The sequence below is a fragment of the Flavobacterium sp. KH_001 genome (genome assembly GCF_057840745.1).
In genome coordinates, this window is record NZ_CM174520.1 from 5,089,617 (window position 1) to 5,116,338 (window position 26,722).

Consider the following 26,722-nt stretch of genomic DNA (forward strand, 5'->3'; position numbering starts at 1 on the left):
AACCATGTAAAAAGTTTTCTTAGTTTCAAGTTTCAGGTTTCAAGTTTTGCACTGAACCTGAAACTTGAAACAAAACTTCTATTCCGCTTTTACGCGTAAATGATTGATTACCGTTTGAGGAGATTGGAATTCAAAATTAATTTTGTCGTTCTCTTTTACTTTCTGAACTCCTTCAAGTAAAATTTTATCAGTTTCAGCAAGTCCTGTTTTTACTACATACAAATCAGGTACTTCACCTGTAATAGTGATTTCTCTTGAACTTACTTTATTGTTTTTATCCACTATAAAAACATACTTTTTATCCTGAATTTCATAAGTTGCTTTTTGCGGAATTACAATAGCATTTTTAAGAGGAACCAACATTTGAATTTTTCCTGTTTCACCGTTTCTAAGTAATTTTTCTGAATTAGGGAATCGTGCTCTGAAAGCAATATTTCCGGTTTCATTATTAAATTCACTTTCGATAACTTCTACATTTCCTTTGTATTTAAAAGATTCGCCATTAGCTAAAAGTAAATTCACTTTATTCTCTGCACGATCTTTTACATCCGTTTGATATTGAAGATATTCAGGCTCAGATACGTTGAAATAGGCAAACATTTGGCTATTATCTGAAAGGCTGGTCAACAATTCACCTTCGTCTATAAGACTTCCTAATTTTAAAGGAATACGGTCGATTGTTCCGTCAAACGGAGCTCTGATTTCGGTAAATGATAAATGAAGTTTTGCTAAGGCAACCTCAGCTTTTGCAGATTGCAATTTTGCCTGAGCTACACTTAATTCGTTTTTAGAAACGATATTTTTATCTGCCAGTAATTTCGAATTTTGCAATTCAATTTCTACTGATTTTTGTTCAGCCTGCGCTTTCAGTAATTCAGCCTGATACATGTTTGGCATAATTTTAAACAACAACTGTCCTTTTTTTACAAACTGACCTTCGTCAACATAAATGTTTTGTAGAAACCCTTTTTCCTGGGCGCGGAGTTCGATATTTCGAACAGATTTAATCTGCGAAACATACTCTTTTGTAAATGAAGTGTCAATTTTTACAGGACTTGTCACTGTAAATTTTTCAACTTCTTCTTTTTCTTCTTTTTTTGATGTACAACTGGTTAGGCACAACAAGGCAAGCATGCCCGTTAACACGATAATTCTTTTCATGATTTTAATAGAAATTTAAGCGATTGAATGCTTGGAATGCGATGATTCCTTGAGATGAAAAAATGCATCAGCAAGCCTAAGTCGGATCTTAAAATTTCATATAAGAAGAAGTAGAAAAATATACATCAAAAGATATGCACGATCACAACAAAGGTGACTGATGTATATTGTATATCAAATTCTTAATACTCGTTGAGTAATATAGATAGGATTTGATTGGCCACAAGAGGAGCCGAAAATTTCAAAACGATTAAAAGAATTCACAACGATCTGACGAGAGATTGTCAAATACCAGCTATCTAGTAGACTGTAAGTTGTTGCAAAAAATTTAGTACTTAAACCATCCTTAAGATTATCATTTCCAACACATTCTTCATCAAGATCTACATCGGCATCTTCAATAATAGAATTTCCCTGATCCTGATTGGTGAATTTAACGCGGTGTCTTTTCTCCAGATAGTGATGAGAACTTTGGTGTGTTTCAGCATTAAGATATTGCCCTCCGCCTAGCAGAAGGAAATTCATAAACACTAAAAATACTACTAACTTTCTCATTTGGGTGCGAAAGTAAGCAAAGTAATTATACAAAAAAAGAAATTTTGATTAGCTTTAACATTAAAAAAACACGAAAACGTTTTCATTGTTTTTTTACTCAGAAATTATAATAAAAGCTTAATAATTTCTTGCAAAATCTCATAAAAAAATCATTTTGTAACCAAAATCTTACTAAGTAAAACTAAGTAATTTGTGAAATATAATCAAAATCGTAAATATCTAGTCCCGAATACTTTATTCTTTAAAAATGATTGTATTAAAAAAGCAAAATTTCCATTATTGAAAATTCCTGACCTAATTTAACAAAAGTTTGCCCTGTTTCTCTCATTCCAAATTTCTCGTAAAATGATTTTTTATTGCTTCGCGCGTTACACCATACTTTTTTCAAACTCATATCTTTTGCCAACTCTAAAATATGATGTAACAATAGTGAGGCAATTCCCTTTCCCTGATATTCGTCAAGTGTCGCTAATTTGCGGAACTGCATTTCATCGCAAACAATAAAACAAGAAACAATTGAAACTAATTTTTCCTGGTCAAACACTCCAAAATGTAGTCCGAAATTATCCTCTACTAATTGTACGAATTCAAAAGGCTGATCTGGCCACATTACTTTGTGCCGAATTTCCCAGGTTTCTGACGCTTTGATTGCTTTAATTTCCATAGTACAATTTTCGTTTATCATTCAAAACAAATTTACAGGATTTCTATAGTAGTTACCACATCACACAAACCAAACACATAATACTCATAATCAAAAAGATACCTTAAAATAAATTTAAAATTATGATACAATTCTGATTAATAATAATTATTTTTATGGTACGTAAAACAAATAAATCCGATTATGAAAAAATTCATTTTAGCAGCATTATTATGTATTAGTGTGAATGGTTTTGCACAATTGATACAATTTGGCCCCCAATTCTCTACCAATATTACTTCACCTATAACAGATGATTTTAGTTCCAAAAGCTCTGGCACAGACGTTGGTTTTGCTGGTTTTGTAAGAGTGAATTTATTACTTTTTTATGGTCAGGGCGAATTTGGGTACTCCTCTTCTAAATTTAGTGTTTCTCAAACCGGAATTGGAGAAACTGAATATACATTGGGAGGAACAGACGCTACTTTAATTGCAGGTTTCAAAATTGTTCCGTTAGGAAAAATGGGAAACATCCGAATTTTTGTAGGTTACAACTGGAAAAACTATTCTGATATAAAAGCGAGTAATAACCTCAATTACATTGCATTTGAAAACAACAATAGCAGTTTTCTTGGCGGTGCTGGTGTAGATTTATGGCGATTTACTGTAGACTATCGCTATCTCGCCGGTGTAACAGATCTTGACCCGTCAGGACGAAGTATCAAAACTGGAATTTCTAATTTATCCGTCGGCTTTAAGTTTTTATAAAACTTCTTATATAATAAAAAGGGAATCAAAAAATGATTCCCTTTTTTAATTATTGTATTTTGAGATAAAAGAGTTCCAGATTATTGCTAGTTACTTTTTCAATTTCATGCCCTTGCTTTTGCCATTCTATTTATAGCTTATTTTAGTTTTTCTAATTTTGCTCTTGTTTCAGGAAAATTTTTATCCAGTACTAATACTTTTTCATAGCTTGAAATTGCATTTTTTTTATCTCCAATGGCTTCATAAAAATCTCCTAGTGAATCATACACATTTGGACTATTAGGATAATTCGTCACATTCAATTTAAATAAGTAACCCGCTAAATCCATATCTTTTTTGCCAAGAGACTGATATGCATAAGCATTCACAGTATTTTCGGGAATACTTACTTTATAACCTAAATGTTTTGAAACCTCTTCGAAATGTTTTTCAATCTTAGTTAAAACAGCTTTATTGAAATTAACCTGTTCCGGGATCGAAAGTTTGAGCTGATTGAACTTGAAGATATAGCGAAGTCCATCGTAAGTAGCAATCAAAGGAACTGATCCGTGATTATCATCATTATAGTATTTATATTGATACTTCAGATTGCTTTTTTTATTCTGATTTAAGAAATCATTAAAATCCAAAATTGATCTAATATGACGGGTAAAAAGTGTTGTATCCTTTCTCACTTTTATTATATCCATCGTGTCATCCATCGTGTTGGCAGCCGCCAAAAACAAGGAAACATTGGCTAAATTTTTATTGGCCAGTTTTTTTTGAGTCTCTGCTAAGAACTTCTGGTGGTCCCACCACATACTCGGATCGATCGCAATATAAGAGTTGAATAAATTGGAATGATTTGTCAAAATATTTATCGCTGTCAAACCTCCAAAAGAATGGCCTATTAAGGTCTTGTATGGTGCTGTTGGATATTTACTATCAATATACGGAATCAATTCTTTTTCAAGAAATTCGGCAAACTTTTCTCCTCCACCAGATTGCTCGCTTAAATTTTGAGGAACAAATGGAGGATCGATATCTGAATGTGTGGGAGTCAAATCACGGGTACGATTTGTGTTTGTGATGCCTATTACTATCATTTCAGGACAAATGGTATTTCCGTTGATTTCACTCAATTCTTCGATCGTACCCACAACTGAGCTAAAATGAGCATCCCCATCCAACAAATAAACTACCGGATATTTTTGTTTTGCAAAACCAGTATTCTGGGCACTTCTTGGAAGATGAATCCAAATTTTCCTTTCCTCATTTAAAACTTTAGAAGAAATACTGTCAATAGTACCAATTTGAATATTGTTTCTATTCTGGGCAAACCCAAAACTAGCAATCATTAAAAAAATTAGTACAATCTTAAATCCGAATACATACTTAAAATTATTGTTTTTCATAAGTTGGTTTAGTTTTATACTATTTAATACTAAAAATAAAACCGCCTTTCTCAATGAAAAAGGCGGCTTAGAAATTAGTTAATTTTACTTCAATTCTAAATTATTATTGTTTGGTGTGGCATCCATAAAAATACCTCCATCAAGTGCAATTTGTTTAATTTGTTTCTTGTTCTTCAAAGTAATTGTTGTCAGCTTTTGATTGTTTTCCCAAACAGCAGGAGTTTGATGAACAGTTTCTTTCGAACCATCTGCATAAACAATATTAAGGTCAAACGGAATCGCAAAGCCACCAACATTTTCTACAGAAACTACGTCCTTAGTAACATTTTTAACTGCTATATCAATATAGTTATTGGTAAAAAACCAATTGTTAAAGAACCAATTCAAATTTTTTCCTGAAGCTGTATTTATAGAGTTGAAATAATCCCAAGGAATTGGGTGTTTTCCGTTCCAATTCTCCATATAAGCATGTAATGATTTTTTGAACAAATCATCGCCAAGCATATCTTTTAAAGCCAAATAAGAAAGAGAAGCTTTTCCATAAGAGTTATTTCCGTAACCTGCATCCGAAACCTGAGAAGACATTGAAATGATAGGCTGATCTTCTTCAGTAGATGGATCTTTTATATAATATTCTACTCTAAATTCTTTGTAGAATTTATCGGCCGCTTCTTTACCGTGCTCTTCAATCCCAATTAAATATTCAAAAGTGGTTGCCCAACCCTCATCCATGAAAGCGTAACGTGTTTCGTTAATTCCCATGTAAAAAGGAAAATAAGTATGTGCTACTTCGTGATCTTGCACTAATTGAGCAAATTTAGGATCTCCCATTTGTGAATCGTTACACATCATTGGGTATTCCATGTCAGCAAATCCCTGAAAAGCGGTCATTTTTGAAAACGGATAAGGAACTCCCGGCCATTTATTTGAAAAATAATCCAAAGCATATTGATTGTTTTTGACAGAAGCCACAAAGTCAGTTCCTTTCACATCATAAGCCGCCTGAACACTTGCGCGACGATTTGTTTTTTTATCAACTACAACACTGCTAGCATCCCATAGATAATGATCACTCAATCCGAAACAAACGTCTACAATATTTTTAGCTTCAAATTTCCAAACGTTCCATTCATTTTGTTTGGTTACAGCACCACTTTTCATTTCTTGTTCGTTAGCAATATGCATCACTTCATTAGCTGTATAAGACTTTTTCAAACGCGTCGCAAATTCAGGCTGTAAAACCTCATCAGGGTTCAACAAATCTCCGGTTGCATAAACAACATAGTTTTTTGGAGCCTTAACCGAGTAGGTATAATCATTAAAGTCGTTATAAAATTCCTGACGATCCGTATGAGGTAATCTATCCCATTTATTATAGTCATCAAAAACAGAAACACGTGGATAACTGTAAGCTACAAAAAACGTAGTCTCATCAATTTGCCCTTCTCTCCCGCTCTCTTTAGACAATGGATAATTCCAATCGATATTAATCGTAACTTTAGAATGAGGAGGTACCGGTTTTTTCAATTTTACATTTCCAACTGTTCCCCATTTTCTTCCATCTTCCTTATAAATTTCATCTGCAATTTTTAAAGATGTGATCGTTAAACCGTCACTTAAAAAATCCTGACTCACATTGCCGCTTCTTGGAGAAGATGGTTTATGAAGGTTATTTACAAAACGAATTGGAAGATTTCTCAAAGTATCATTACTGTTGTTTTCGTAAATAATCGTTTCTGTTCCGCTCACGATTTTTGTCTTGGCATCAACAGTAATTTCCATGGTATATTTTCCGTGATTCTGCCAGTAGTTTTTTCCTGGTTTTCCGTCCATAGAACGAGTGCCTTTAGCGTAGGCCTCTTTTATGTTTCGTGGCATATACAATTCCTGTCCAAAGCTGTTTTGTGCAAGAAAAACAAATGCAATTACCACTAATTGAAGTACATTTTTTCTCATAACTTGTTTTAAGATTTTTGATGATTTAATATTGATTATAATATTAGTGGATTTTTTTAACTTAAAGTTACACTTTTTTGCAAAATTATGCTTTTTGTTAAGTTGGGGTTCACTTAACCGCAAAGGTCGCAAAGAATTACGCAAGTGTCGCAAAGTTGACTTTTTCTTTACTCGGGCAAGAATTCCACGCAAAGTCGCAAGGCCGAAAAGTTAAAAAAACTTAGTGCCTTAGTGTCTTTGTGGCAAAAAAACTTAGTACCTCAGAACCTTAGCAACTTAGTACCTTAAAAAAGAAAAACCGTCTTTCTCTGGCGAAAAAAGACGGTATCTACAATTAATATATAACCTTAATAACTACAAAATATAATCGGTATTGATGAAGTTAGATTCTTTGCTGTTTAGCAATTCCTGCAGAATTTCATTGTTATACGCGATATCTTTTGAAGCCACGAACGTACGGATTGAGAAAGAACGTAAAGCATCCGGAATACTTAAAGTTCCTACAGCAGAATCTTTACGGCCTGTAAACGGGAACGCATCCGGTCCTCTTTGGCAAGAACTGTTGAGGTTTACTCTGCAAACTAAATTTACCAAAGCATCAATAAGCGGTGCTAAAGTTTTAATATCTTTTCCGAACAAACTTACTTGCTGACCGTAGTTTGATTCGGCCATATCTTCAAGAGGCTCGTTAATATCTTTAAAAGAAATAATTGGCACAACTGGTCCAAATTGTTCTTCATGATACACTCTCATTTCTTTATTTACAGGATATAAAACTGCCGGAAAAATAAAATTATCGGTATGTTTTCCACCTTTGTCATTTAGGATTTTTGCGCCTTTATGTAAAGCATCATCAATTAATCCCTGAATGTAAGCTGGTTTATCCGTTTCTGGAAGTGGTGTCAAAGAAGCATTTTTATCCCATGGATTTCCAAATCCTAAGGCATCTACTTTTTCAGAGAAACGTCTGTTAAATTCTTCTGCTATAGATTCATGAACATACAGTACTTTCAAAGCTGTACAACGCTGACCGTTGAAAGATAAACTTCCTGCAATACATTCCTGAATAGCCAAATCTAAGTCGGCGTCTGGTAAAATAATCGCCGGGTTCTTTGCTTCTAAACCTAAAATCAAACGTAGTCTGTTTTTATTTGGATGCTGATCCTGCAAAGCAATCGCCGATTTACTGTTTCCAATTAAGGCCAAAACATCAATCTTACCCGATTTCATGATTGGAGAAGCTACTTCGCGTCCACGTCCGTATACGATATTGATAACCCCTTTTGGAAAACTGCTTCTGAAAGCTTCCAATAAAGGTGAAATACATAAAACCCCGTGTTTAGCTGGTTTAAAAATTACAGTATTACCCATAATCAAAGCCGGAATCAATAACGAGAAAGTTTCATTTAAAGGATAATTGTAAGGTCCAAGACACAATACAACACCAAGAGGCCCACGACGAATCATCGCGTTTACACCTTGCACTTTTTCAAAGTGTGAACTGCGTCCGTTTAGTTCTTTATAACTGGCAATAGTATCCTGAATATATTCAACTGTTCTGTCAAATTCTTTTTGAGAGTCACCAAGGTTTTTTCCAATTTCCCACATCAAAAGTTTCACCACTTCTTCGCGGGTTTCCTTCATCTGTCTTACGAAATTTTCCATGCATTTAATACGGTCAACTACTTTCATTGTTGGCCATAAACCTTGTCCTTTATTATAAGCAGCGTTTGCAGCTTCCACCACTTCAGCAGCTTCTTTATCTGCCATAAACGGAATCGATCCTAATAATGTTGGTGTATATTTTTCAGTAGAAGAAATAGTCGAAAACACAGGTGTGGTTTGCCCTGTCCATTTTTTCAGTTCTCCATTTACAAGATAAGTATCTTGATTTATCAGGTTTGTGATCTGATATTCTTCGGGTATTAAACTCATAATCTGGTAATTTATAGTTTGGTTATTAATAGCATTTTAAACGAAAAAAGAGGCTTTTTCTTGCCTCTTCTTCTATTTTATGGATTCACGGTATCCCCTTCCCAGTCCAGAATTCCACCAAGCAGATTATAGGCATTATTTATACCTAACTCATTCATAATCTGACATGCTTTGGCGCTTCTCGCTCCAGAACGGCAATACACATAATAATTTTTGTTTTTATCTAACTCTTCGATTTCATAAATAAAACCCTGACCTTTATTGATGTCAATGTTTACGGCATTCTCGATATAACCGTCATTAAATTCGTCTTCAGTTCTTACGTCCAGTATAACTGCATTCTCGTCAGCAGCAAGCTGATTAACCCAATCTTCTTGTGATAAATTCATAATAAATGTGTTTTTGTAAAATTACGACGTTTCTATTAATTAAAAACGTGCCAAATGCGATTTCGATTATTATTCTCAGAAAACGTTTTAGAGAAAGTATTATAATCAGTGAAACACAAATTTACTCACTATTTTTAAAAATACACCCTATAAAATCGATAGAAAATAGGATTTTTTCATTTTCATAAAATACTGTCAAATATGGTTTTCTGATAATTTATACCATTTCAATCTGCTATCTTTGTATTAAATGAGATGTTTTAATTTCATTTTGATAAAAAATTGTTTGCCACTAATTTTACGAATTAGCACGAATTAGTTTGTAAAAAAATGCAATTCAACACATAGAAACATAGATTTACTTTGTGGAAAAAAGAAAATGGAAGAAACTAGTTTCCACACATAGCCATGTGTTTTGATACAAGTGAGACGCCTTTTTTTTAAGCTATGAAAAACTATGACTCTAAGTTTTAAAAAATAACCAATGCAAAATACATTAAAAGACATATTCCCGAATTTCTCCAATGAACTCCTTTCGACTATCGAAGAAAACGGAAGTGCTCAGGATTTTAAAGCGGGAACCATTTTAATGCGCACCGGACAATACATCAAAAACACGGTTTTAATTACCAAAGGAAAAATCAAAATCTATCGCGAAGGCGAAGATGGCGGTGAGTTTTTAATGTATTATTTACAACCCGGCCAAGCCTGCGCCATTTCGATGATTTGCACCGCAAAAAGTGAAAAAAGCCAGATCATGGCCAAAGTAGTCGAAGATGTTTCGGTTATGATGATTCCACTGCAAATGATGGACAAATGGATGATGGAACACCGTTCCTGGTACGAATTTGTAATCGAAACGTACCGAAGCCGTTTTGAAGAAGTCTTAGAAGTCGTTGACAATATTGCCTTCCGTTCGATGGATGAACGTTTGGAATTTTATCTAAAAAGACATTCTGATGCCTGTGGCTGCTCTGAAGTTAAATTATCACATCAGGAAATCGCAACTGAATTAAATACCTCCAGAGAAGTCGTATCCCGATTACTTAAAAAAATGGAACAAAGAGGTTTGGTCAAACTCAACCGTAACCAAATCGAGTTATTGAGATAATTAAAAATAGCCACGAATTCACGAATTTGTTTTTCAATTTAAATTAACAAAAACAAATTCGTGAATTCGTGGCGAAAAAAAACATTTAACGCTTCTGTGATAAATGTTACTGTAGAATTTTAATTTCCGAACCACCTTTGCATAAAAACAAATGCAATGGAATATCTGGGTTATTTTGCTTCGATTATTATCGGGATTTCGCTAGGCTTAATTGGTGGTGGCGGATCGATTCTGACCATTCCAATTTTAGTGTATTTGTTTAAAGTAAATCCGGAGCAGGCTACTTCTTATTCTTTATTTATTGTGGGATTGACCGCAATGTCTGGAAGTTACAGCCATTACAAAATGGGAAATCTTAAACTGAAATCGGCATTGTATTTTGCGATTCCTTCCGTGATTTCGATTTTGATTATTCGTGAAGTTATTTTTCCTCAGATTGCTTCGACTCTATTTTCAATTGCCTCTTATTCCGTTTCCAAAGATTTTCTGATTATGATTATCTTTTCAGTATTGATGATTACGGCCGCGATTTCGATGATTCGAAAAAACCAACCCGAAATAAAAGGCGCTGAAACCAATTATATTCAACTCGGTTTTATAGGTTTCATAGTCGGAATCATAACCGGATTTCTGGGTGCCGGTGGCGGATTCTTAATTATTCCTGCGCTTCTCTTTTTTGCCAAATTACCCATGAAACAAGCCGTTGGGACTTCCTTATTAATTATTTCAATTAATTCTTCAATAGGTTTTGCAGGCGATTTATACATCGGAACTCCCATCAATTATCCGTTTTTATTAGGCGTTTCTGCAATGGCACTTCTCGGGATGGTAGTAGGAAGCCAGCTTTCTAAAAAAATCGACGGAACTAAACTGAAACCTATTTTTGGATGGTTTGTTTTAGTGATGGGGTTTTATATTATTACTAAAGAGGTTTTGTTTTAAAGTTTCTCGCAGTCCCGATAGCTATCGGGAGCAGATTTTGCAGATCTTTTTATTTTATGATATCAATTTTAGTTTTACTTGTAGACGAAAACTAAAAAATCCGTTTATTCTTAAGAGTAAACGGATTTATATATTTTGGGCGTTTTCTCAGTGGCTAACGGGCTATCAGCTATATTCCCGATTAACAAAAACTACGGCTAAAAAGCCTTGTTAAAAAAATGGGAGATACCGCTACTATCCCTAACATGGACTTGTGTGAATTGAGGTTTTCGGTATCTATTTTTTCCAAGATTTTATGACATCCTTATTATCTAATACAAATTTTTCTTTATTTCTATAAACTGTAATAGTCGTTTCTCCTTTTTTCTTTACAATTGAATCTCCGATCTTGATTTCTGCCCAAAATTGTCCTAAAACAGCAAATTTTGTGTTATTGCTTAAATAAATCATTGAAGCATTGTGATTAAACTTTTCAAATCCCTTATCAATTACATGTCCTTGAAAACTTTCTTCTTTAATATTTCTTAGCCCATCATCAAGTCTTTTTTTGTCAGTATCTATTATAAAAGATCTAACAAAAAGAAAAATTACAAATATTGCTACTACAACATTTAAAATATTTTTCAACTGTTTATTTGAAAACTCAAGACTTTCTTTTTTCATTTTTACTCGTTGACTTTAATCAAAGCTTTATCTGTGATAGTAAAAAGATACTTAGTGAGATTCTTTCGTTTCTTTCTAAAAGAAACTTAAATATGCTTAACTAATCGCAAACTAGTATTTAAAGCATTTATTAATCCTATTGACGCTTTTCCAGTTTCCATTTGAAAATTGTGTTCCTCTCCATATATATCAAATATTCTAAATATTGATAATTGAGGCTTATTTACTTGTCCTTTAAAATGCCCATAGACTACATCATCGATATCTTCAAACCTTACGAAATTAATTTCATCATTATTTCTTTCTAAAATACGACGTGTGGTAATAATCGTTGTTGCACTAGCGCTTTTAACTTCAAAAATTGACAGTTCATTTTCTTCAAGATCAAATTCTAAACTTGTACCAACAAAGTAAACTTTTGAATAAAGCCATTCCTCAGGATTCATAATTTTACGACTAATAGAAGCTATTACGATATTTTTCTTCGACTTATCGGTTTTCATTTTGATATGTAGTATAAAACTTCAAACTTTCGTTTTTCGTGTATTAAATAAATTTATTCCCCTATCCGATGCTCAGCCAACCAAACAGAATCATTTGCCTTAGTAGTATAATTCCACAAAATCTCCCTGTCAATATTACGAGAAACTAACAATTTTCCATTGCGAACTTTCCACTTTTCATTATGAAATTTTAAAACATGAATAACATTTTTAATATGAGTCTTAGAAAGTAAATCTCGTGCATCGATAAGTTCATCTTGTTGAAAAATAATCGGAATGTATTCTACATATTTATAATTTGATATTCTTTCATTCCATGTTTCCTCTCGTCTTTCATGAATTCTATCTGAATTAAAATACCATTTTTGAAAAAGAAATTTCCCAGATATAATTAAAACAAGAGCTAAAAATATAATTACTACTTTTTTCTTCATAACACTTTATAGAATATCTTCCCGGCTTTAGCCAAATATACCCATTTTATAATAAATTTCAGATTCTCTAAAATTAAAAAACCGTCAGTTAAAACCAACGGCCATTCCTATAAATTAATTCGTGAATTCGTGGCAAAAAAACATCTTAATGCTCCCCATACCCAACATCATCCATCTTCCCGCTAAAAACACGATACTGAATAATAAAATAAACAATCACTAAAAACAAAGCGATAAAAAACCAGCTTAGGCCAGCGTTCAATCCGTATTCTCCAGCAGCAGTATTATAAATCGTTAAAGACGGATTTACATTATTGGTCGAAGGCAAAACATTCGGAAAAATCGAAACCGCTGTTGAAGCGAATCCTCCCACTAAAAACAAGGTCGAAAATATAAATGCCTGACCGTCTTTTTTGAACGAACGCACTTTGAACAATCCTAAAATACCAACAAAAGTCATGATTGGGAAAAACCACAAAACTGGATTTTCAACAAAATTATGAAACGGTTCCGGCTCAATAAAATGCCAAATTCCCAAGGAAATAAAAACTAAAAGCAATAAAAAGAAATTCAGTTTAAAAACGACTTTTTTAAGCTGTTCATTTAAAGACGAATTGGTTTTAAAGATAATCCAATTGGCACCATGAATCGTTAAAGCGACAACACTTACAATTCCGAGGAAAAGGGTAAACCAATCTATAATTCCCAATTCGTTAGCTTGCGGGCTAAACGTTGGATTCCACAATGGCAAAAAGAAAAAATGAGCTTCTTGCGTCGAAACGCCGTTTTGCACCATTCCGAGATTGACACCGCGCACGATATTTCCCAAAGCAATTCCGAAGAACAAAGCCAGCAGCAAACTCGCAATTCCGAACGCTTTATCCCAAATCGCCTCCCACATGGGATGATGTACTTGACCTCGCATTTCTAAACCGATGGCACGGAAAATCAACAACCATAAAATCATAATCAACGGCAAATAAAAGCCGCTGAAAGAAGATGCATATAAGGTTGGAAAAGCAAAAAACAAAACACCTCCGGCAGCAATAATCCAGACTTCGTTGGCATCCCAAAACGGACCAATTGCGCTTGTAATTGCTTTTTTATCTTTTTCTGTATTGGCAAAAAACAAATGAATAATTCCTGCTCCAAAATCATAACCGTCCAATACAATGTAAACGGCCAGAATTCCCATTAAAACGACGTACCAAAAAAATTCCATACTTATATTTTTTCTGTTGAAAGTTCCACGTGATGAGGTCCTTTATTGATAATTTTTCCAATCAAAAGCAAAAACAGCATTCCGAGTAAAAGATACAATCCTATAAAACCTAATAAAGTAAACAAGGTATTTCCGGACGAAACGGTTGGCGATGCGCCGGCTGCGGTTCGCATTAAATTATAAACAAGCCACGGTTGTCTTCCTAATTCCGCGGTGTACCAACCTGTGGTATTGGCAATATACGGAAACGGCATCATAAACATGAGCGACCATAATATCCATTTGGTCTCGAACAATTTCTTTCTGATTAATTGGAAAAGAGCAATTACCATCAAACCAATAAATACGGTTCCGAGTCCCACCATAATATGATAGGCATAATACAATCCTGAAATATTCGTTGGATGCAAATCTTCTTCAAATTGATCCAATCCTTTAATTTCCTGATCCCAGTTTCCATATGTCAGGAAACTCAAAATATTAGGAACTGCGATTTTATTGTCCAGCTTTTTGTCTTTGACATCGGGCTGACCGATTAAAACAATTTCAGAACCTTTTTTCTCGGTATGAAAGATTCCTTCCATAGCGGCAAAAGTTACCGGTTGATATTTTACAACGTTTTTTGCCAGTAAATCTCCCGTTGGAACTGCGACAATTATACTCGAAATCAATCCGAAAATAACGCCTGTTTTAAGAAACAATTTTCCGAAAGAAACATTCTTCTGACTCAAAATATAAAAAGCACCAATTCCCGCTACGACAAAAGAGCTCGTCACCAAAGAAGCGGCCTGATTGTGCAGATAAGAGGGCCAAAGCCAAGGATTTAGAAATAAAGCTTTAAAATTCGTCAGTACAAATTTACCGTTTGCCAGAATTTCATACCCAACCGGATTCTGCATCCATGAATGGGTAGCAATAATTAGATAACCGCTGGCCCAGGAACCAATCATGATTAACACTCCGGTTACAAAATGCCATTTATGTCCAAGAATTTTTTCTCCAAATAAAAATATCCCAAGAAAGGAAGATTCTAAAAAGAAAGAAAACATACCCTCCATCGCTAATGTTTGACCTATAATTCCTCCTGTTAATTCTGAGAATTTAGCCCAATTGGTCCCAAATTGAAACTCCATCGGGATTCCGGTAACAACGCCCATTGCAAAATTCAGGGCAAAAATTTTCATCCAGAAATGTGTGGCGTGATTGTATTGTTCGTTTTGAGTTTTAAGATATTTCCATTTGAAATAAACAATGATCAAAGAAAGACCCATTGTAAGTTGCGGAAAAAGATAGTGAAAGGTAATTGTGAAGGCGAATTGCATTCGGTCATAAAAAAGCATTTCTTCCATTATAGTGGTATTTGGTTTTATGAAGTTCCACAAATTTACCCATTAAAACCCGAAATTCCTGCCTTTAAAAAAAGTTTATATGCTGGTATTTGTTAAACTTTTCAACAATTTTGAAAAATTTAAAAGCTAAAATATTAAACACATAGAGACATAGGATTTTGGAAACGTAAAAAGGCGTTTCACTTGCTTCAAAACACATAGCTATGTGTCTTTAAATTAGTGAAACGCCTTTTTTTAAGCTATGAAAAACTATGATTCTATGTGTTTAATATTTATTCCTTTTTCAAAATTCCTTTTTCAACACTTTCATTTATTAAGCCTTCTGCGTAGTTCCATAAAGTTGTGGAGCCTTCTTTTATGACGCTCTTTTTTTCGTACACCTTTTTATAGTTTACGTCAAACTCTTTCCAGGTTCCTCCATCGTTAGAGGTGTTTTGCAATAAAGGCTCTAACCTGTCCATCGATTTTGCGAATTTGGCTTCGTTGGTTTCGCCGGCTTCAAATTCTTCCCAAATGGCAATCATATCCTCCGCTTGTTTCTTCGGAAGCAAACCAAAAATACGATTTGCGGCCAATCGTTCTTCATCGGTATTATCGTGACTTTTTATTGTATCATAAATAAAAACATCTCCTGCGTCGATTTCTACAATATCATGAATCAAAACCATTTTTACTACTTTCAAAACATCAATCGGTTGATCTGAATGTTCTGCTAAAACGATCGCCATCAAAGCCAAATGCCAGCTGTGTTCGGCATCATTTTCGCATCGGTCGCTGTTAAAGAGCTTCGTTTTTCGCTGAATGTATTTTACTTTATCAATCTCTTTTATAAAAGCAATTTGATCCAATAAGTCTTTTGTGTTCATAATGTTTAATCTAGAGTAGTAAAATTACGTAGATTTTTTTTTCCACCATATAAGTGATATAAGTTCATTTAATTGCGGTGCGTTTTAACTCAAAACTGTTTAAACTTATATGAGCTCATATAAGTTCAGCACAATATAAGTCATATAAGCAATTACCCGCAAACATTTTTTTCCACCATATAAGTGATATAAGTTCATTTAATTGCGGTGTGTTTTAACTCAAAACTATTTAACTTATATGAGCTCATATAAGTTCAACGCATTAAACTCCAACTTATAATTGCTTATATGACTTATATGGTGAAACCCACCAAACATTTTTTTCCACCATATAAGTCATATAAGTTCATTTAATTGCGGTGTATTATAATTCTAAACCGATTAAACTTATATGAGCTCATATAAGTTCAGCACAATCTAAACTCCAGCCTATAATTCCTTATATGACTTATATGGTGAAACCCACCAAACATTTTTTTCCACCATATAAGTCATATAAGTCATATAAGTTCATTTAATTGCAGTGTGTTATAACTCTAAACCGATTAAACTTATATGAGCTCATATAAGTTCAACGCAATTAAACTCCAACTTATAATTGCTTATATAACTTATATGGTAAAAAAAACATAACGATTGACAATCCAACTTATAATTTCTTATATGCCTTATATGGTAAAACAATCAAACGTTTTTTTGGAAAAGTCGAATTTCTGTAACATTAGTCACTTATTTTCCGAAAAAACAGAGTTACCTTTGTGGAACTTATTTAAGATTTCATATCATGAAAATTGAACAAATTTACACCGGATGCCTTGCGCAGGGTGCATACTATATAACGTCAAACGGAGAAGCAGCTATAATTGATCCGCTTAGGGAAATTCAGCCTTATCTGGATCGTTTAGACCGCGATGCCGTTAAGTTGAAATACATTTTTGAAACTCATTTCCACGCCGATTTCGTTTCGGGACATATTGATTTAAGCAAAGAAACCGGAGCGCCAATCGTTTACGGACCAAACGCGGCCTGCGAATTCGATTGTATTTCTGCTAAAGACGGACAAGAATTTAAAATCGGAAAAATTACAATCAAAGCGTTGCATACTCCAGGACATACCATGGAAAGCACGACGTATTTATTGATTGACGAAAACGGAAAAGATCATGCAATTTTCTCAGGAGATACTTTATTTATCGGAGATGTTGGTCGTCCGGATTTAGCTCAAAAAGCAGCTGGAATGACACAGGATCAATTGGCCGGAATTTTATTTCATTCGCTTCGAAATAAAGTGATGACTTTGGCCGATGATGTAATCGTTTATCCAGCGCATGGTGCGGGAAGTGCCTGTGGAAAAAACATGAGTAAAGAAACCGTTTCAACAATCGGGAACCAAAAAGCAACGAATTATGCTTTGCGTGCCGATATGACGGAAGCCGAATTTATTAAAGAAGTAACCGACGGATTATTACCTCCTCCGGCGTACTTCAGCATGAATGTAGCCATGAACAAAGGCGGTTACGAAAGCTTCGAATCAGTTTTGCATAACGGAATGAAAGCAATAAAAGCAGAAGATTTTGAGGCTATTGCCGAAGAAACCGGAGCGTTAATTTTAGACACCCGAAAAAGCGGCGATTTTTATAAAGGATTTATTCCGCAATCTATTAATATTGGAATCAACGGCGATTTTGCACCGTGGGTTGGAACTTTGATTGCCAATGTAAAACAACCTATTATATTAGTAACCGAAAATGGTTTGGAAGAAGAAACCGTAACACGTTTAAGCCGTGTAGGTTTTGATTCGATTATCGGACATTTAGAAGGTGGTTTTGATGCGTGGGAAAAAGCTGGTTTTGAAGTGGATACTGTAAACAGAATTTCAGCTGAACAATTTGCTTCTGAATTTAAAATAGAAGAAGACAAAGTTATTGATGTTCGAAAAGAAACGGAATATGAAGCAGAACATATCGAAGACGCTTACAGCAAACCTTTGACCTATATTAATGACTGGGTAAAAGACATTAATCCAAAGGAGCATTTTTATCTACATTGCGCAGGCGGCTACAGAAGTATGATTGCAGCGTCCATTTTACAAGCACGCGGTTTCAGAAACTTTACCGAAATTGACGGAGGTTTTGGAGCAATTGCTAAAACAGCAATTCCAAAATCAGATTTCGTTTGCCAAAGCAAGATTTTGAAAGCGTAAACATAAATTTTTCACCATATAAGTTATATAAGTTCATTTAATTACGGAGCGTTTTAACTTTAAACTGGTTAAAGCTAAACTTATCATTACTTACATCACTTATATGGTGAAAAAACATAAGGATTATATAAGTTTGTAATTCGGCGTGATTTAAAGCCCAGCCTATAATTTACTTATATCACTTATATGGTAAAAAAACATAACGATTATATGTACTGATATTAAGTCTGTGCGATTTAAACACCAACTTACAATTACTTATATCACTTATATGGTGGAAAAACATTTAATATTAAAACATGAGTATAATAGAAATTATTAAAGAACCTTGGCCTTGGTACGTTGCTGGCCCCTTAATTGGACTGACTGTGCCAATTTTATTGATTATCGGAAATAAATCTTTCGGGATTAGTTCGTCTTTACGACATATTTGTGCGGCTTGTATTCCGGCGAATATTTCGTTTTTTAAATACGACTGGAAAAAAGAAAGCTGGAATTTATTTTTCGTTTTCGGGATTTTTCTTGGCGGAATTATCGCCGCTTATCTTTTAGCCAATCCAAATCCGGTTGAAATTACACCGCAGCTTTCGGAACAATTGGCTTCTTACGGTATCACCGATCATTCGGGATTATTGCCAAAAGAGTTATTTTCCTGGGAAAGTTTATTCACGCTTCGTGGTTTCATCATGATTGTCGTTGGTGGATTTTTAGTTGGTTTTGGAACGCGTTATGCTGGCGGATGCACGAGCGGACATGCGATTATGGGAATTTCAAATTTACAATGGCCTTCATTAGTGGCGACAATCTGTTTTATGATTGGCGGTTTCATAATGGCGAATTTGATTTTACCGTATATTCTTGCTCTTTAGGATATTCTTTCACTTTAAAATTTCAAAAATGAATAATTTAGAAAATAAAAATACCGATACTGAAGGAATCAACGCAAGCCAATTGAAAGATTCCGGATTATCAAACTTAAAATATCTTTTGGTGGGAATCTTTTTCGGAATTGTATTCGTAAAAGCCGAAATCATCAGCTGGTTCCGTATTCAGGAAATGTTTCAATTGCAGTCTTTCTTTATGTATGGCGTAATTGGAAGCGCGGTTGTAGTTGGCGTAATATCCGTTCAGATCATTAAAAGATTCAACATTAAAACCATTCACGGAGAAAAAATCGAAATTCAGCCAAAGGTTTTCAGTAAAGGGCAAATCTATGGCGGATTGATGTTCGGATTTGGTTGGGCTATTACCGGAGCTTGCCCTGGACCTTTGTTCGCACAAATTGGGACTGGAGTTACTGTAATTGTAGTTACTTTATTAAGTGCCATTGCAGGAACTTGGTTTTATGGTTTAATTAAAGATAAATTGCCTCACTAATAAATATATAGTTAGACTAAAAAAATGAGTATAACAGCATTACAATTAAGAAAAGCAACTCTTGCAGAAGTTCCTCAAATTTGGGAAATTATACAAGATGCTATCGAACAAAGAAGATTAGAAGGAAGCAAACAATGGCAAGACGGCTATCCTAACGAGCTTTCAATTACAAATGATATCAATAATGGTTTTGGTTACGTGCTTACAGAAAACGAAACTATTTTATGTTACGCTGCCATTATTTTCGACATAGAACCGGCTTACGAAGAAATCGAAGGCAAATGGCTTACGAATGGCGATTATGTTGTGGTACATCGTGTTGCCGTTTCAAAATTGGCAAAAGGAAAAGGTATTGCTACCAAACTTTTTGAACACGTTGAAGGTTTAAGCATTAAAAATAATGTTTACAGCATTAAGGTAGACACTAATTTTGACAATGTTCCGATGCTTAAAATTTTAGACAAATTAAATTATACGTATTGTGGGGAAGTCTATTTTAGAGGCGGCGCACGAAGAGCTTACGAGAAACAGTTAAAATAAATTTATACTCAGCATTATCTATGAAACCCGACACGTTTTAATAACCTGTCGGGTTTCTTGTATCATATGCCCGCGTGAAGGATAGAGCTAAGCTACCGAAGTAGCAGCGAAAGCCTGACAGCATATCGATGAGAGGGCGTATACGCGCAAAGAAAATTTGCCCTCTCATCGGGATGGTGGCACGCCCCTATAGATTTTAGATTTTAGATTTTAGATTTTAGATTTTAGATTTTAGATTTTAGATTTTAGATTTTAGATTTTAGATTTTAGATTTTAGATTTTAGATTTTAGATTTTAGATTTTAGATTTTAGATTTTAGATTTTAGATTTTCCAAACCCGACAGGTTTTACAAACCTGTCGGGTTTTGTGTTCCAGGTTTCAATATAACGTGAAACCTGAAACTTGAAACCTGAAACTTGAAACTTGAAACTTGAAACTTATATCAATTAGGGCGTGCCAGCATTTAAGAAAAGGCCTGATGCAGTTTGCGCTCATTAGGCCTTTTCTTAAATGCTGTCGGGCTATCCGCGCTACTTCGGTAGCCGGCTTCTATCCCTCACGCGATCAAAAATCTTAAGACCTCTCAGGTATTTGTGGTATTCAATGAAAAAATTTCAGCAAATTCAGTAGCAAACATTATAAAAAGCACTATTCTAAATTAAAATTTTATAGTACATTTACATTAACTTTATAGATTAGGTATAGTTATAAAATTTCGCCTTAATTGAATTAACGAAAATTTAACATCACATTTGTATATACAACTATTAAAAGTTTTACATTTGTATATACAAATTATACACTTACGACTATGACAATTGAAGAGGTTATAAAAAGTACAGTAAAGCTGGATAATGCGAAAAAAGTTATTCTGAATATCATGTACACGCAGAATGTGATTCACGATCATTTTAACGAGTTGATAAAACCGTATGATTTATCCGGAGAGCAATATAATGTGCTACGTATATTAAGAGGACAAAAAGGAAAGCCGGCTAATATGTGTGTGATACAGGAACGTATGCTCGCAAAAACGAGCAATACAACCCGATTAGTAGATAAACTTTTATTGAAAGATTATGTGACCCGAAATGTTTGCCCGGACAACCGACGAAAAATTGAAGTTCTAATCACACAAAAAGGGTTAGATATATTAAAAGAATTAGATCCGAAAGTAGATGAGCACGAGCGCACGTTTGCTAACAATATAAGTCAGGAAGAATTAGAATTATTGAATCAGTTATTAGAAAAATACAGAACCCAACAAAATTAATATTATGAGTACACTATTAGAAAATCTAAATTGGAGATACGCAACAAAAAAATTTGATGCAACAAAAAAAATCTCTGCTTCAGATTTAAATACTTTAAAAGAAGCAGTTAGACTAAGTGCTTCTTCATACGGATTACAACCTTACAAAGTTGTTATTGTTGAAAATCCGGAAATTAGAGAAAAATTAAAAGCTGCGGCTTACGGCCAAACTCAGATTACAGATGCATCGCAATTGTTTATATTTGCGAATGATTTAAATCTTGGCGCGGTTTCTGTAGACAATTACATCAAAAACATTAGCGAAACAAGAGGTGTTCCTGCTGATGCATTGGCTGGATTTAGCGACATGATGAAAGGTACTATCGCCAATTTATCAGATGAAAACAAAAACATCTGGACAGCAAAACAAACGTATATCGCTTTAGGAACTTTATTAAGTGCCGCTTCTGAATTAAAAATTGATGCAACTCCAATGGAAGGATTTAATGCTGCTGCATTTAATGAAATCTTAGGTTTTGACAAATTAGGTTTAAATGCTTCAGTTATTGCAACTGTTGGTTACAGACATGATGAGGACGACGCTCAGCATTACAAAAAAGTTAGAAAATCTCACGAGGAATTATTTATCACTATATAATTATTATTAATCCAAAATCAATTTTAACAAAATGAAAAATTTCAAAACAATTGCAATAGCATTATTCGTAGCGGTGGCTAGTATTTCAGTAAATGCTCAAACAAAGAAAATCGACGTAAAAGCATCTACTATCAAATGGGTAGGTAAAAAAGTAACTGGAGAGCACTCTGGAACTGTAAACTTCAAAGACGGAGCTGTAGTTTTCAAAGGGAAAAAATTAACTGGAGGAAGCTTTACAGTTGATATGACTTCATTAACTGCAACTGACTTAACTGGAGAATACCAAGGAAAATTAAACGGTCACTTAAAAGCTGACGATTTCTTTGGAACTGACAAATTCCCAACTGCAAAATTAGTTTTCAAAACTATTGGAGCTAAAGCAACTGACGTTTATACTGTAACTGCTGATTTAACTATTAAAGGAATCACTAAACCAGTAACTTTTGACATCACTGTAGCTGGAAACACTGCTACAACTGCTTTCAAAGTTGACAGAACTAAATACGATATCAAATACAACTCTGGTAACTTCTTCGAAAACTTAGGAGACAAAACTATCAATGACGATTTCGAATTGACTGTAGCTTTAAAATTCTAATATAAGACTTACTAATTCTTATATAAAAACCTGAATGAAAGTTCAGGTTTTTTTTATGCTTAAAAACGACATAATACCCTAACTAACTCTTTTTAAAATACATATATTATAAAAAAGACATTTTTTTTTGTTAAATTTGGTTAACGCATCGAATAAATATTTCAAAATAACTAATGAAATAAATATAGCCAAATGTCAAATTTTGCATTTCTACTCCAAAACACCGCAAAGAAATACAAAAGTATTGGTTTTAAACTTTTTTTAATCGCATTGACCGCGTTATCCTCTGTCTCTGGTATTTCTCAAACTACAACAAGCAAATTAGATTCGATTGTTAAGGAATTGGGAATTAAGGATAAAGCTTCTCTCATTTTACTTAAAGGCCAGGCCGAAAGAGAAAAAAAAATGAGAGAGGAAAAATACATTAACTACCAAAATGTTCAAAAACAAAATAGACTTTTCAATTTAATTGAACTCGAAATCCAGAATGCAAAATTTCTTTTAACCAAAGGATTCAATTACAAAGACGTTGCCGGAGAAATTTACCAATTAAAAGATTGGGAAGAATTTGCAGTTAAGGGAATTGTTGGGAGAAAATTTAGAGTTTTAACAGATCGAAATCTTAGCTCCACTTCTATTCTTCTTGACGAATTGCTAAACCGATCCACTGATCGTTTAAAAAAAATCAGTCTTGAAAACCAACAGCTCAGCCGAACTCAGGAAAAAATAGATTCTCTGGTTGCTCAAAAAATCCTGTATTATATTCCGAGTGATTCTGTTTCAAGAGAAATTTACCGCCTTCAATCCGAAAGGACGAGTAAGGATATCACACTGATTTCTGAAAGGTTAAAAAATGCCGTAGACAGCATCCAGACATTGGAAATCATGGGAGATCAATTGAAATACAAAATTGAATCGGATATAATTGAAAATAACAGGCTCAGAAGATTAGAACTCGATCAATTGTTTACAAAAAAAGTCCCAGTTTTTGAGCGTCCTCTTATTCATATAGATCCCTTTGCTACTTCTATAAGAACAAATGCTCTTGTGATGTATTTTTATTTGATAAACAATAAAAATTCAATCCTCACCATGTTGCTTTTGATAATTGGAACAGCGATTTATTTCAGATTGCAAAAAGGAAAGTTTATTGATCTCGGCTTTAAAAAAGAAATGTTAGTTGACATCAATATATTAAACAGCCCCATTTCTGCTGCCATTTTGGTTGTGTTGAATTTATATCAATTTGTACTTCCAATGCCGCCACTAATTTTCGCCATAATTATCTGGACAATATCAACTATTGCATTGGTCATAATGATGCTGCATACGATAAAGACATTTGTCTGGAAAGTAATGATTTCCATCTTTATCCTTAATTTATTAGCCTTTTTTGATATTATAATACTAATTCACTTTGTTGGAGAATCTTATTTAATATTAGCGATAAACCTTCTTGGTATCGGAATAGGTATTTATTCCTTCCTAAACAGGGGCCAATTTCAAAGAAAAATCTATTTGTGGTATATTCTTGCAGGCGCTTTTCTTCAATTTTTCTCCTTCTATTATTTGGTAAACGGCCACTATAATTTAGGTAAATTTTTAATGACAAAAGCCGTTTATTCCGTAGTGGTAATTTTTTCTCTTTACCATACTTTAATAGTTGTAAAAGAGATTAATTTGGTTTCCAAAATTTTAAAAACAACCGATGAAGATAGTTCGAAAAAAACGATAAAAGGCATCCCGCATAATTTTAACTTTAGTTTTTATCTACTGCTTTTTGTTGCTTGTTTTATACTAATGATTAGAAACACCTATATTTTTCAAAGTATCGTTGATCCTTTTAGAAACTCTATTTCAGAGACAAGAAATATTGGAAACATCTCCTTTACATTTGAAAATATCATCATATTCATTCTTATTATTTTATTGTCTGGCTTCATTTCAAAGGTGGTTTCCTTTTTAGCCAGCGATAATCAGGTTATTAAAAACAAAGACAAGGCTAAAAACATTGGCAGCTGGATGTTTTTGTCAAGAATTACAATTGTAACTGTAGGTGTTCTGGTTGCATTTGCTTCGACCGGTATTCCGTTAGACAGAATAACACTAATCATAAGTGCACTTGGAGTCGGTATAGGTTTTGGTATGCAAAGCCTTGTCAACAACCTAATAAGCGGATTAATTATTGCCTTTGAAAAACCGGTAAATCTAAACGACATTATTGAAGTAGGTACACAATCCGGAAAAATGAAATCAATTGGTATTCGAAGCAGCGTTGTAACTACATACGACGGAGCTGATGTAGTGATTCCGAATGGCGAATTATTAAATCAAAATTTAACCAACTGGACTCTGGGAAGCAACCAGCGACGATCGCAAATCCGGTTTGGAGTTGCTTATGGAACCGACTTAGAGTTGACAAAAAAAATACTTTTAGAAATAATTGGTAAGAATAAAAATATTCTATTAAAACCGGCACCAACGATTTGGTTTACCAAATTTGGAGATAGTTCGATTGATTTAGTGGTAATGTATTGGATCAAGCATTTCGACTTTGACTATGATGTTAAAAGTGAAATGATTATAGCCATTGACAAAGCATTAAAACAAAACAAAATTGTAATACCGTTTTCACAACAGGATATTCACATTATAAATAAAAATACAGAGCCTGAAGATTAAAGCGTTTGTGTTTAGGCTCACAAATCATTCTCAATTCTACGTTAAAACAGTTTAATTTACAATTGTCACTCTTTAATAAAAGAGATTTTCTTTTCAAAAACATAACGTTCTTAATACTTAAATAACACTTTGGTAATAGCTTATCATGCTTTGATTAACATTCGGCTTCTAATTTTGGGCAACTAAAAAAAGAAACTAGAAATTCAAATCACAGTTATGAAAACAAAACTACCAATTGCAATTCTAACGCTGCTGAGCAGTTTTTTTATACAAGCACAACAACAACCAAAAGGAATTACCGGTACCTCCAACTGGATGTCCAACTGGACCACTTTTAATCCAGCTAAAATAGAATACAACGAAGCAACCAATATCATTGCCGGAACGATAGATAAAGATACCCGATTAACAAAACGCAACACCTATCAGCTTGTTGGAGTAGTTTATGTTACCAATAATGCCACTTTAACTATTGAACCCGGAACCGTTATTCGAGGCGATGATAAAACCTGTGGTACTCTTGTTATTACAAATGGTGCCAAAATTATGGCAGAAGGTTTAGAAACTGATCCTATCGTTTTTACTTCAAACAAAGAAATTGCAGAAAGAAAACCTGGCGACTGGGGCGGAATTATCATTCTTGGAAAAGCTCCCATAAATACTATTGGCGGAATTCATATTCTCCCTTTCGATTTAGAGCCAATGTTAAATCACTACGGAGGTCAGGATGCCGATGATAACTCCGGTGTTCTAAAATATGTAAGAGTTGAATATGCAGGCAGAAAATTAAGTTCGCTAAAAGAACTTAACGGACTATCATTAGCAGGTGTTGGAAGAAAAACAGTTTTGAGTAATATTCAGGTTAGTTATTCAAATGACGATTCTTTTGAATGTTATGGAGGTGAGTTAAACATGAATAATCTAATTTCATATCGTACTACCGATGATGATTTCGATTTTACTCAGGGAGCACAAATCAATATTAACAACAGTATTGCCATACGTCACCCCTTTTCATCAGATGTTTCCGGGTCAAGATGTTTTGAAGTAGATTCTTATGATAAGATAGGAAATACGGATATGACTAAAAAATTAACTAAAATAAATGCAAGTAATATCACTTTAGTTAATTTAGAAGAAAACAATCAGGGATTGGTTAGGGAATCTATTTATGTTAGAGAAAATACCTTTTTTAATCTGTCTAATAGTATTGTTTCAGGCTTTACTCCTTTTGTTTTACTGGAAGGAAATATTGGAGACGGCGAAGCTAATTTATCGAAAATAACATTCAAAAATTTAATAATTAACAATTGTAATGGTGGAATTACTAGCGAATCAGGAAGTGCAAACCCGGCAATCCAAGGATTTTACGGAAATCCAACTTTCTTCCTGGATTACACTAAACTTAAAAATAGCGAATTGTTTGCAATGCCTAATATTAAAGGCAATCCTGACTTTAGAATGAACCAAAACAACACAATTGCTATTGGAAATTAAGCTTTTAAAAATGATCGTTTCTA

Annotated in this window: 25 protein-coding genes; 12 read left to right on the forward strand and 13 right to left on the reverse strand. The window is 33.9% G+C overall.

From position 1 onward, the window contains the following. Positions 1 to 78: 78 nt before the first annotated feature. The 3 genes from AC3ITQ_RS21560 to AC3ITQ_RS21570 form a co-directional block, all read right to left on the reverse strand. Positions 79 to 1,161, reverse strand: coding sequence for an efflux RND transporter periplasmic adaptor subunit (locus AC3ITQ_RS21560; protein WP_489236128.1), 1,083 nt, complete (start codon positions 1,159 to 1,161; stop codon positions 79 to 81). 174 nt (positions 1,162 to 1,335) lie between these two features. Beyond that, on the reverse strand, positions 1,336 to 1,716 hold the full coding sequence (locus tag AC3ITQ_RS21565; RefSeq protein ID WP_375032546.1) for a hypothetical protein: 381 nt from the start codon (positions 1,714 to 1,716) through the stop codon (positions 1,336 to 1,338). Between the two features lie 256 nt (positions 1,717 to 1,972). Then, positions 1,973 to 2,401: a GNAT family N-acetyltransferase gene (locus AC3ITQ_RS21570; protein WP_489236129.1), complete on the reverse strand. Its 429-nt coding sequence runs from the start codon at positions 2,399 to 2,401 to the stop codon at positions 1,973 to 1,975. 162 nt (positions 2,402 to 2,563) lie between these two features. On the opposite strand from AC3ITQ_RS21570, the gene AC3ITQ_RS21575 reads away from it, so the two are divergent. Beyond that, a complete protein-coding gene (locus tag AC3ITQ_RS21575; RefSeq protein WP_375032544.1) occupies positions 2,564 to 3,127 on the forward strand; it encodes a hypothetical protein in 564 nt (187 codons plus the stop codon). 137 nt (positions 3,128 to 3,264) lie between these two features. Here AC3ITQ_RS21575 and AC3ITQ_RS21580 read toward each other — a convergent pair whose 3' ends face one another. From AC3ITQ_RS21580 to AC3ITQ_RS21595, 4 genes are all read right to left on the reverse strand, one after another. After that, complete coding sequence (locus AC3ITQ_RS21580; RefSeq protein ID WP_489236130.1) at positions 3,265 to 4,521, reverse strand: alpha/beta hydrolase-fold protein; 1,257 nt, start codon at positions 4,519 to 4,521, stop codon at positions 3,265 to 3,267. 84 nt (positions 4,522 to 4,605) lie between these two features. Beyond that, a complete protein-coding gene (locus AC3ITQ_RS21585) occupies positions 4,606 to 6,477 on the reverse strand; it encodes a M1 family metallopeptidase (protein ID WP_489236131.1) in 1,872 nt (623 codons plus the stop codon). Positions 6,478 to 6,831: 354 nt separating this feature from the next. Next, on the reverse strand, positions 6,832 to 8,412 hold the full coding sequence (locus tag AC3ITQ_RS21590; RefSeq protein WP_489236132.1) for an NADP-dependent glyceraldehyde-3-phosphate dehydrogenase: 1,581 nt from the start codon (positions 8,410 to 8,412) through the stop codon (positions 6,832 to 6,834). A gap of 77 nt (positions 8,413 to 8,489) precedes the next feature. Beyond that, a complete protein-coding gene (locus AC3ITQ_RS21595; protein ID WP_072972856.1) occupies positions 8,490 to 8,801 on the reverse strand; it encodes a rhodanese-like domain-containing protein in 312 nt (103 codons plus the stop codon). 484 nt (positions 8,802 to 9,285) lie between these two features. On the opposite strand from AC3ITQ_RS21595, the gene AC3ITQ_RS21600 reads away from it, so the two are divergent. Both AC3ITQ_RS21600 and AC3ITQ_RS21605 read left to right on the forward strand, forming a co-directional pair. Next, positions 9,286 to 9,912, forward strand: a complete 627-nt coding sequence (locus tag AC3ITQ_RS21600; protein ID WP_489236133.1) for a Crp/Fnr family transcriptional regulator — start codon at positions 9,286 to 9,288, stop codon at positions 9,910 to 9,912. Between the two features lie 156 nt (positions 9,913 to 10,068). Next, positions 10,069 to 10,854 carry a sulfite exporter TauE/SafE family protein gene (locus AC3ITQ_RS21605; RefSeq protein WP_489236134.1) on the forward strand — a complete coding sequence of 262 codons (786 nt, stop codon included), beginning with the start codon at positions 10,069 to 10,071 and terminating at the stop codon, positions 10,852 to 10,854. 276 nt (positions 10,855 to 11,130) lie between these two features. On the opposite strand, the gene AC3ITQ_RS21610 is transcribed toward AC3ITQ_RS21605, so the two are convergent. The 6 genes from AC3ITQ_RS21610 to AC3ITQ_RS21635 all read right to left on the reverse strand — a co-directional run bounded on the left by AC3ITQ_RS21610 (position 11,131) and on the right by AC3ITQ_RS21635 (position 15,891). Then, on the reverse strand, positions 11,131 to 11,517 hold the full coding sequence (locus AC3ITQ_RS21610; protein WP_489236135.1) for a hypothetical protein: 387 nt from the start codon (positions 11,515 to 11,517) through the stop codon (positions 11,131 to 11,133). 86 nt (positions 11,518 to 11,603) lie between these two features. Next, entirely contained in the window at positions 11,604 to 12,020 is a 417-nt protein-coding gene (locus AC3ITQ_RS21615; RefSeq protein WP_489236136.1) for a hypothetical protein, read from the reverse strand. A gap of 53 nt (positions 12,021 to 12,073) precedes the next feature. Beyond that, a complete protein-coding gene (locus AC3ITQ_RS21620) occupies positions 12,074 to 12,454 on the reverse strand; it encodes a hypothetical protein (RefSeq protein ID WP_489236137.1) in 381 nt (126 codons plus the stop codon). 145 nt (positions 12,455 to 12,599) lie between these two features. Next, positions 12,600 to 13,676, reverse strand: a complete 1,077-nt coding sequence (gene cydB, locus AC3ITQ_RS21625) for a cytochrome d ubiquinol oxidase subunit II (RefSeq protein WP_489236138.1) — start codon at positions 13,674 to 13,676, stop codon at positions 12,600 to 12,602. Between the two features lie 2 nt (positions 13,677 to 13,678). Next, complete coding sequence (locus tag AC3ITQ_RS21630; RefSeq protein ID WP_489236139.1) at positions 13,679 to 15,025, reverse strand: cytochrome ubiquinol oxidase subunit I; 1,347 nt, start codon at positions 15,023 to 15,025, stop codon at positions 13,679 to 13,681. Between the two features lie 272 nt (positions 15,026 to 15,297). Next, a complete protein-coding gene (locus AC3ITQ_RS21635; RefSeq protein ID WP_489236140.1) occupies positions 15,298 to 15,891 on the reverse strand; it encodes an HD domain-containing protein in 594 nt (197 codons plus the stop codon). 784 nt (positions 15,892 to 16,675) lie between these two features. On the opposite strand from AC3ITQ_RS21635, the gene AC3ITQ_RS21640 reads away from it, so the two are divergent. The 9 genes from AC3ITQ_RS21640 (at position 16,676) to AC3ITQ_RS21680 (ending at position 26,699) form a co-directional block, all read left to right on the forward strand. Further along, entirely contained in the window at positions 16,676 to 18,094 is a 1,419-nt protein-coding gene (locus AC3ITQ_RS21640) for an MBL fold metallo-hydrolase (protein ID WP_489236141.1), read from the forward strand. 299 nt (positions 18,095 to 18,393) lie between these two features. Next, positions 18,394 to 18,963: a YeeE/YedE family protein gene (locus AC3ITQ_RS21645; protein ID WP_489236142.1), complete on the forward strand. Its 570-nt coding sequence runs from the start codon at positions 18,394 to 18,396 to the stop codon at positions 18,961 to 18,963. Positions 18,964 to 18,991: 28 nt separating this feature from the next. Then, entirely contained in the window at positions 18,992 to 19,471 is a 480-nt protein-coding gene (locus tag AC3ITQ_RS21650; RefSeq protein ID WP_072972872.1) for a DUF6691 family protein, read from the forward strand. 24 nt (positions 19,472 to 19,495) lie between these two features. Beyond that, a complete protein-coding gene (locus AC3ITQ_RS21655) occupies positions 19,496 to 20,011 on the forward strand; it encodes a GNAT family N-acetyltransferase (RefSeq protein ID WP_489236143.1) in 516 nt (171 codons plus the stop codon). An 812-nt stretch (positions 20,012 to 20,823) separates the two neighbouring features. Beyond that, a complete protein-coding gene (locus AC3ITQ_RS21660) occupies positions 20,824 to 21,285 on the forward strand; it encodes a MarR family winged helix-turn-helix transcriptional regulator (protein ID WP_489236144.1) in 462 nt (153 codons plus the stop codon). A 4-nt stretch (positions 21,286 to 21,289) separates the two neighbouring features. Continuing rightward, positions 21,290 to 21,922 (forward strand): NAD(P)H-dependent oxidoreductase, encoded by a 633-nt coding sequence (locus AC3ITQ_RS21665; RefSeq protein WP_489236145.1) that lies wholly within the window; start codon positions 21,290 to 21,292, stop codon positions 21,920 to 21,922. Positions 21,923 to 21,953: 31 nt separating this feature from the next. Continuing rightward, positions 21,954 to 22,520: a YceI family protein gene (locus tag AC3ITQ_RS21670; RefSeq protein WP_194657016.1), complete on the forward strand. Its 567-nt coding sequence runs from the start codon at positions 21,954 to 21,956 to the stop codon at positions 22,518 to 22,520. A gap of 192 nt (positions 22,521 to 22,712) precedes the next feature. Beyond that, positions 22,713 to 25,202, forward strand: coding sequence for a mechanosensitive ion channel family protein (locus AC3ITQ_RS21675; protein ID WP_489236146.1), 2,490 nt, complete (start codon positions 22,713 to 22,715; stop codon positions 25,200 to 25,202). Between the two features lie 216 nt (positions 25,203 to 25,418). Next, positions 25,419 to 26,699, forward strand: coding sequence for a hypothetical protein (locus AC3ITQ_RS21680; protein ID WP_489236147.1), 1,281 nt, complete (start codon positions 25,419 to 25,421; stop codon positions 26,697 to 26,699). The last annotated feature ends 23 nt before the right edge of the window (positions 26,700 to 26,722 follow it).

Excerpts from the sequence above, each read along its gene's own strand:
- AC3ITQ_RS21560 (WP_489236128.1), bottom strand. The coding sequence starts at position 1,161 with ATGAAAAGAATTATCGTGTTAACGGGCATGCTTGCCTTGTTGTGCCTA.
- AC3ITQ_RS21565 (WP_375032546.1), bottom strand. The coding sequence starts at position 1,716 with ATGAGAAAGTTAGTAGTATTTTTAGTGTTTATGAATTTCCTTCTGCTA.
- AC3ITQ_RS21570 (WP_489236129.1), bottom strand. The coding sequence starts at position 2,401 with ATGATAAACGAAAATTGTACTATGGAAATTAAAGCAATCAAAGCGTCA.
- AC3ITQ_RS21575 (WP_375032544.1), top strand. The coding sequence starts at position 2,564 with ATGAAAAAATTCATTTTAGCAGCATTATTATGTATTAGTGTGAATGGT.
- AC3ITQ_RS21580 (WP_489236130.1), bottom strand. The coding sequence starts at position 4,521 with ATGAAAAACAATAATTTTAAGTATGTATTCGGATTTAAGATTGTACTA.
- AC3ITQ_RS21585 (WP_489236131.1), bottom strand. The coding sequence starts at position 6,477 with ATGAGAAAAAATGTACTTCAATTAGTGGTAATTGCATTTGTTTTTCTT.
- AC3ITQ_RS21590 (WP_489236132.1), bottom strand. The coding sequence starts at position 8,412 with ATGAGTTTAATACCCGAAGAATATCAGATCACAAACCTGATAAATCAA.
- AC3ITQ_RS21595 (WP_072972856.1), bottom strand. The coding sequence starts at position 8,801 with ATGAATTTATCACAAGAAGATTGGGTTAATCAGCTTGCTGCTGACGAG.
- AC3ITQ_RS21600 (WP_489236133.1), top strand. The coding sequence starts at position 9,286 with ATGCAAAATACATTAAAAGACATATTCCCGAATTTCTCCAATGAACTC.
- AC3ITQ_RS21605 (WP_489236134.1), top strand. The coding sequence starts at position 10,069 with ATGGAATATCTGGGTTATTTTGCTTCGATTATTATCGGGATTTCGCTA.
- AC3ITQ_RS21610 (WP_489236135.1), bottom strand. The coding sequence starts at position 11,517 with ATGAAAAAAGAAAGTCTTGAGTTTTCAAATAAACAGTTGAAAAATATT.
- AC3ITQ_RS21615 (WP_489236136.1), bottom strand. The coding sequence starts at position 12,020 with ATGAAAACCGATAAGTCGAAGAAAAATATCGTAATAGCTTCTATTAGT.
- AC3ITQ_RS21620 (WP_489236137.1), bottom strand. The coding sequence starts at position 12,454 with ATGAAGAAAAAAGTAGTAATTATATTTTTAGCTCTTGTTTTAATTATA.
- cydB (WP_489236138.1), bottom strand. The coding sequence starts at position 13,676 with ATGGAATTTTTTTGGTACGTCGTTTTAATGGGAATTCTGGCCGTTTAC.
- AC3ITQ_RS21630 (WP_489236139.1), bottom strand. The coding sequence starts at position 15,025 with ATGGAAGAAATGCTTTTTTATGACCGAATGCAATTCGCCTTCACAATT.
- AC3ITQ_RS21635 (WP_489236140.1), bottom strand. The coding sequence starts at position 15,891 with ATGAACACAAAAGACTTATTGGATCAAATTGCTTTTATAAAAGAGATT.
- AC3ITQ_RS21640 (WP_489236141.1), top strand. The coding sequence starts at position 16,676 with ATGAAAATTGAACAAATTTACACCGGATGCCTTGCGCAGGGTGCATAC.
- AC3ITQ_RS21645 (WP_489236142.1), top strand. The coding sequence starts at position 18,394 with ATGAGTATAATAGAAATTATTAAAGAACCTTGGCCTTGGTACGTTGCT.
- AC3ITQ_RS21650 (WP_072972872.1), top strand. The coding sequence starts at position 18,992 with ATGAATAATTTAGAAAATAAAAATACCGATACTGAAGGAATCAACGCA.
- AC3ITQ_RS21655 (WP_489236143.1), top strand. The coding sequence starts at position 19,496 with ATGAGTATAACAGCATTACAATTAAGAAAAGCAACTCTTGCAGAAGTT.
- AC3ITQ_RS21660 (WP_489236144.1), top strand. The coding sequence starts at position 20,824 with ATGACAATTGAAGAGGTTATAAAAAGTACAGTAAAGCTGGATAATGCG.
- AC3ITQ_RS21665 (WP_489236145.1), top strand. The coding sequence starts at position 21,290 with ATGAGTACACTATTAGAAAATCTAAATTGGAGATACGCAACAAAAAAA.
- AC3ITQ_RS21670 (WP_194657016.1), top strand. The coding sequence starts at position 21,954 with ATGAAAAATTTCAAAACAATTGCAATAGCATTATTCGTAGCGGTGGCT.
- AC3ITQ_RS21675 (WP_489236146.1), top strand. The coding sequence starts at position 22,713 with ATGTCAAATTTTGCATTTCTACTCCAAAACACCGCAAAGAAATACAAA.
- AC3ITQ_RS21680 (WP_489236147.1), top strand. The coding sequence starts at position 25,419 with ATGAAAACAAAACTACCAATTGCAATTCTAACGCTGCTGAGCAGTTTT.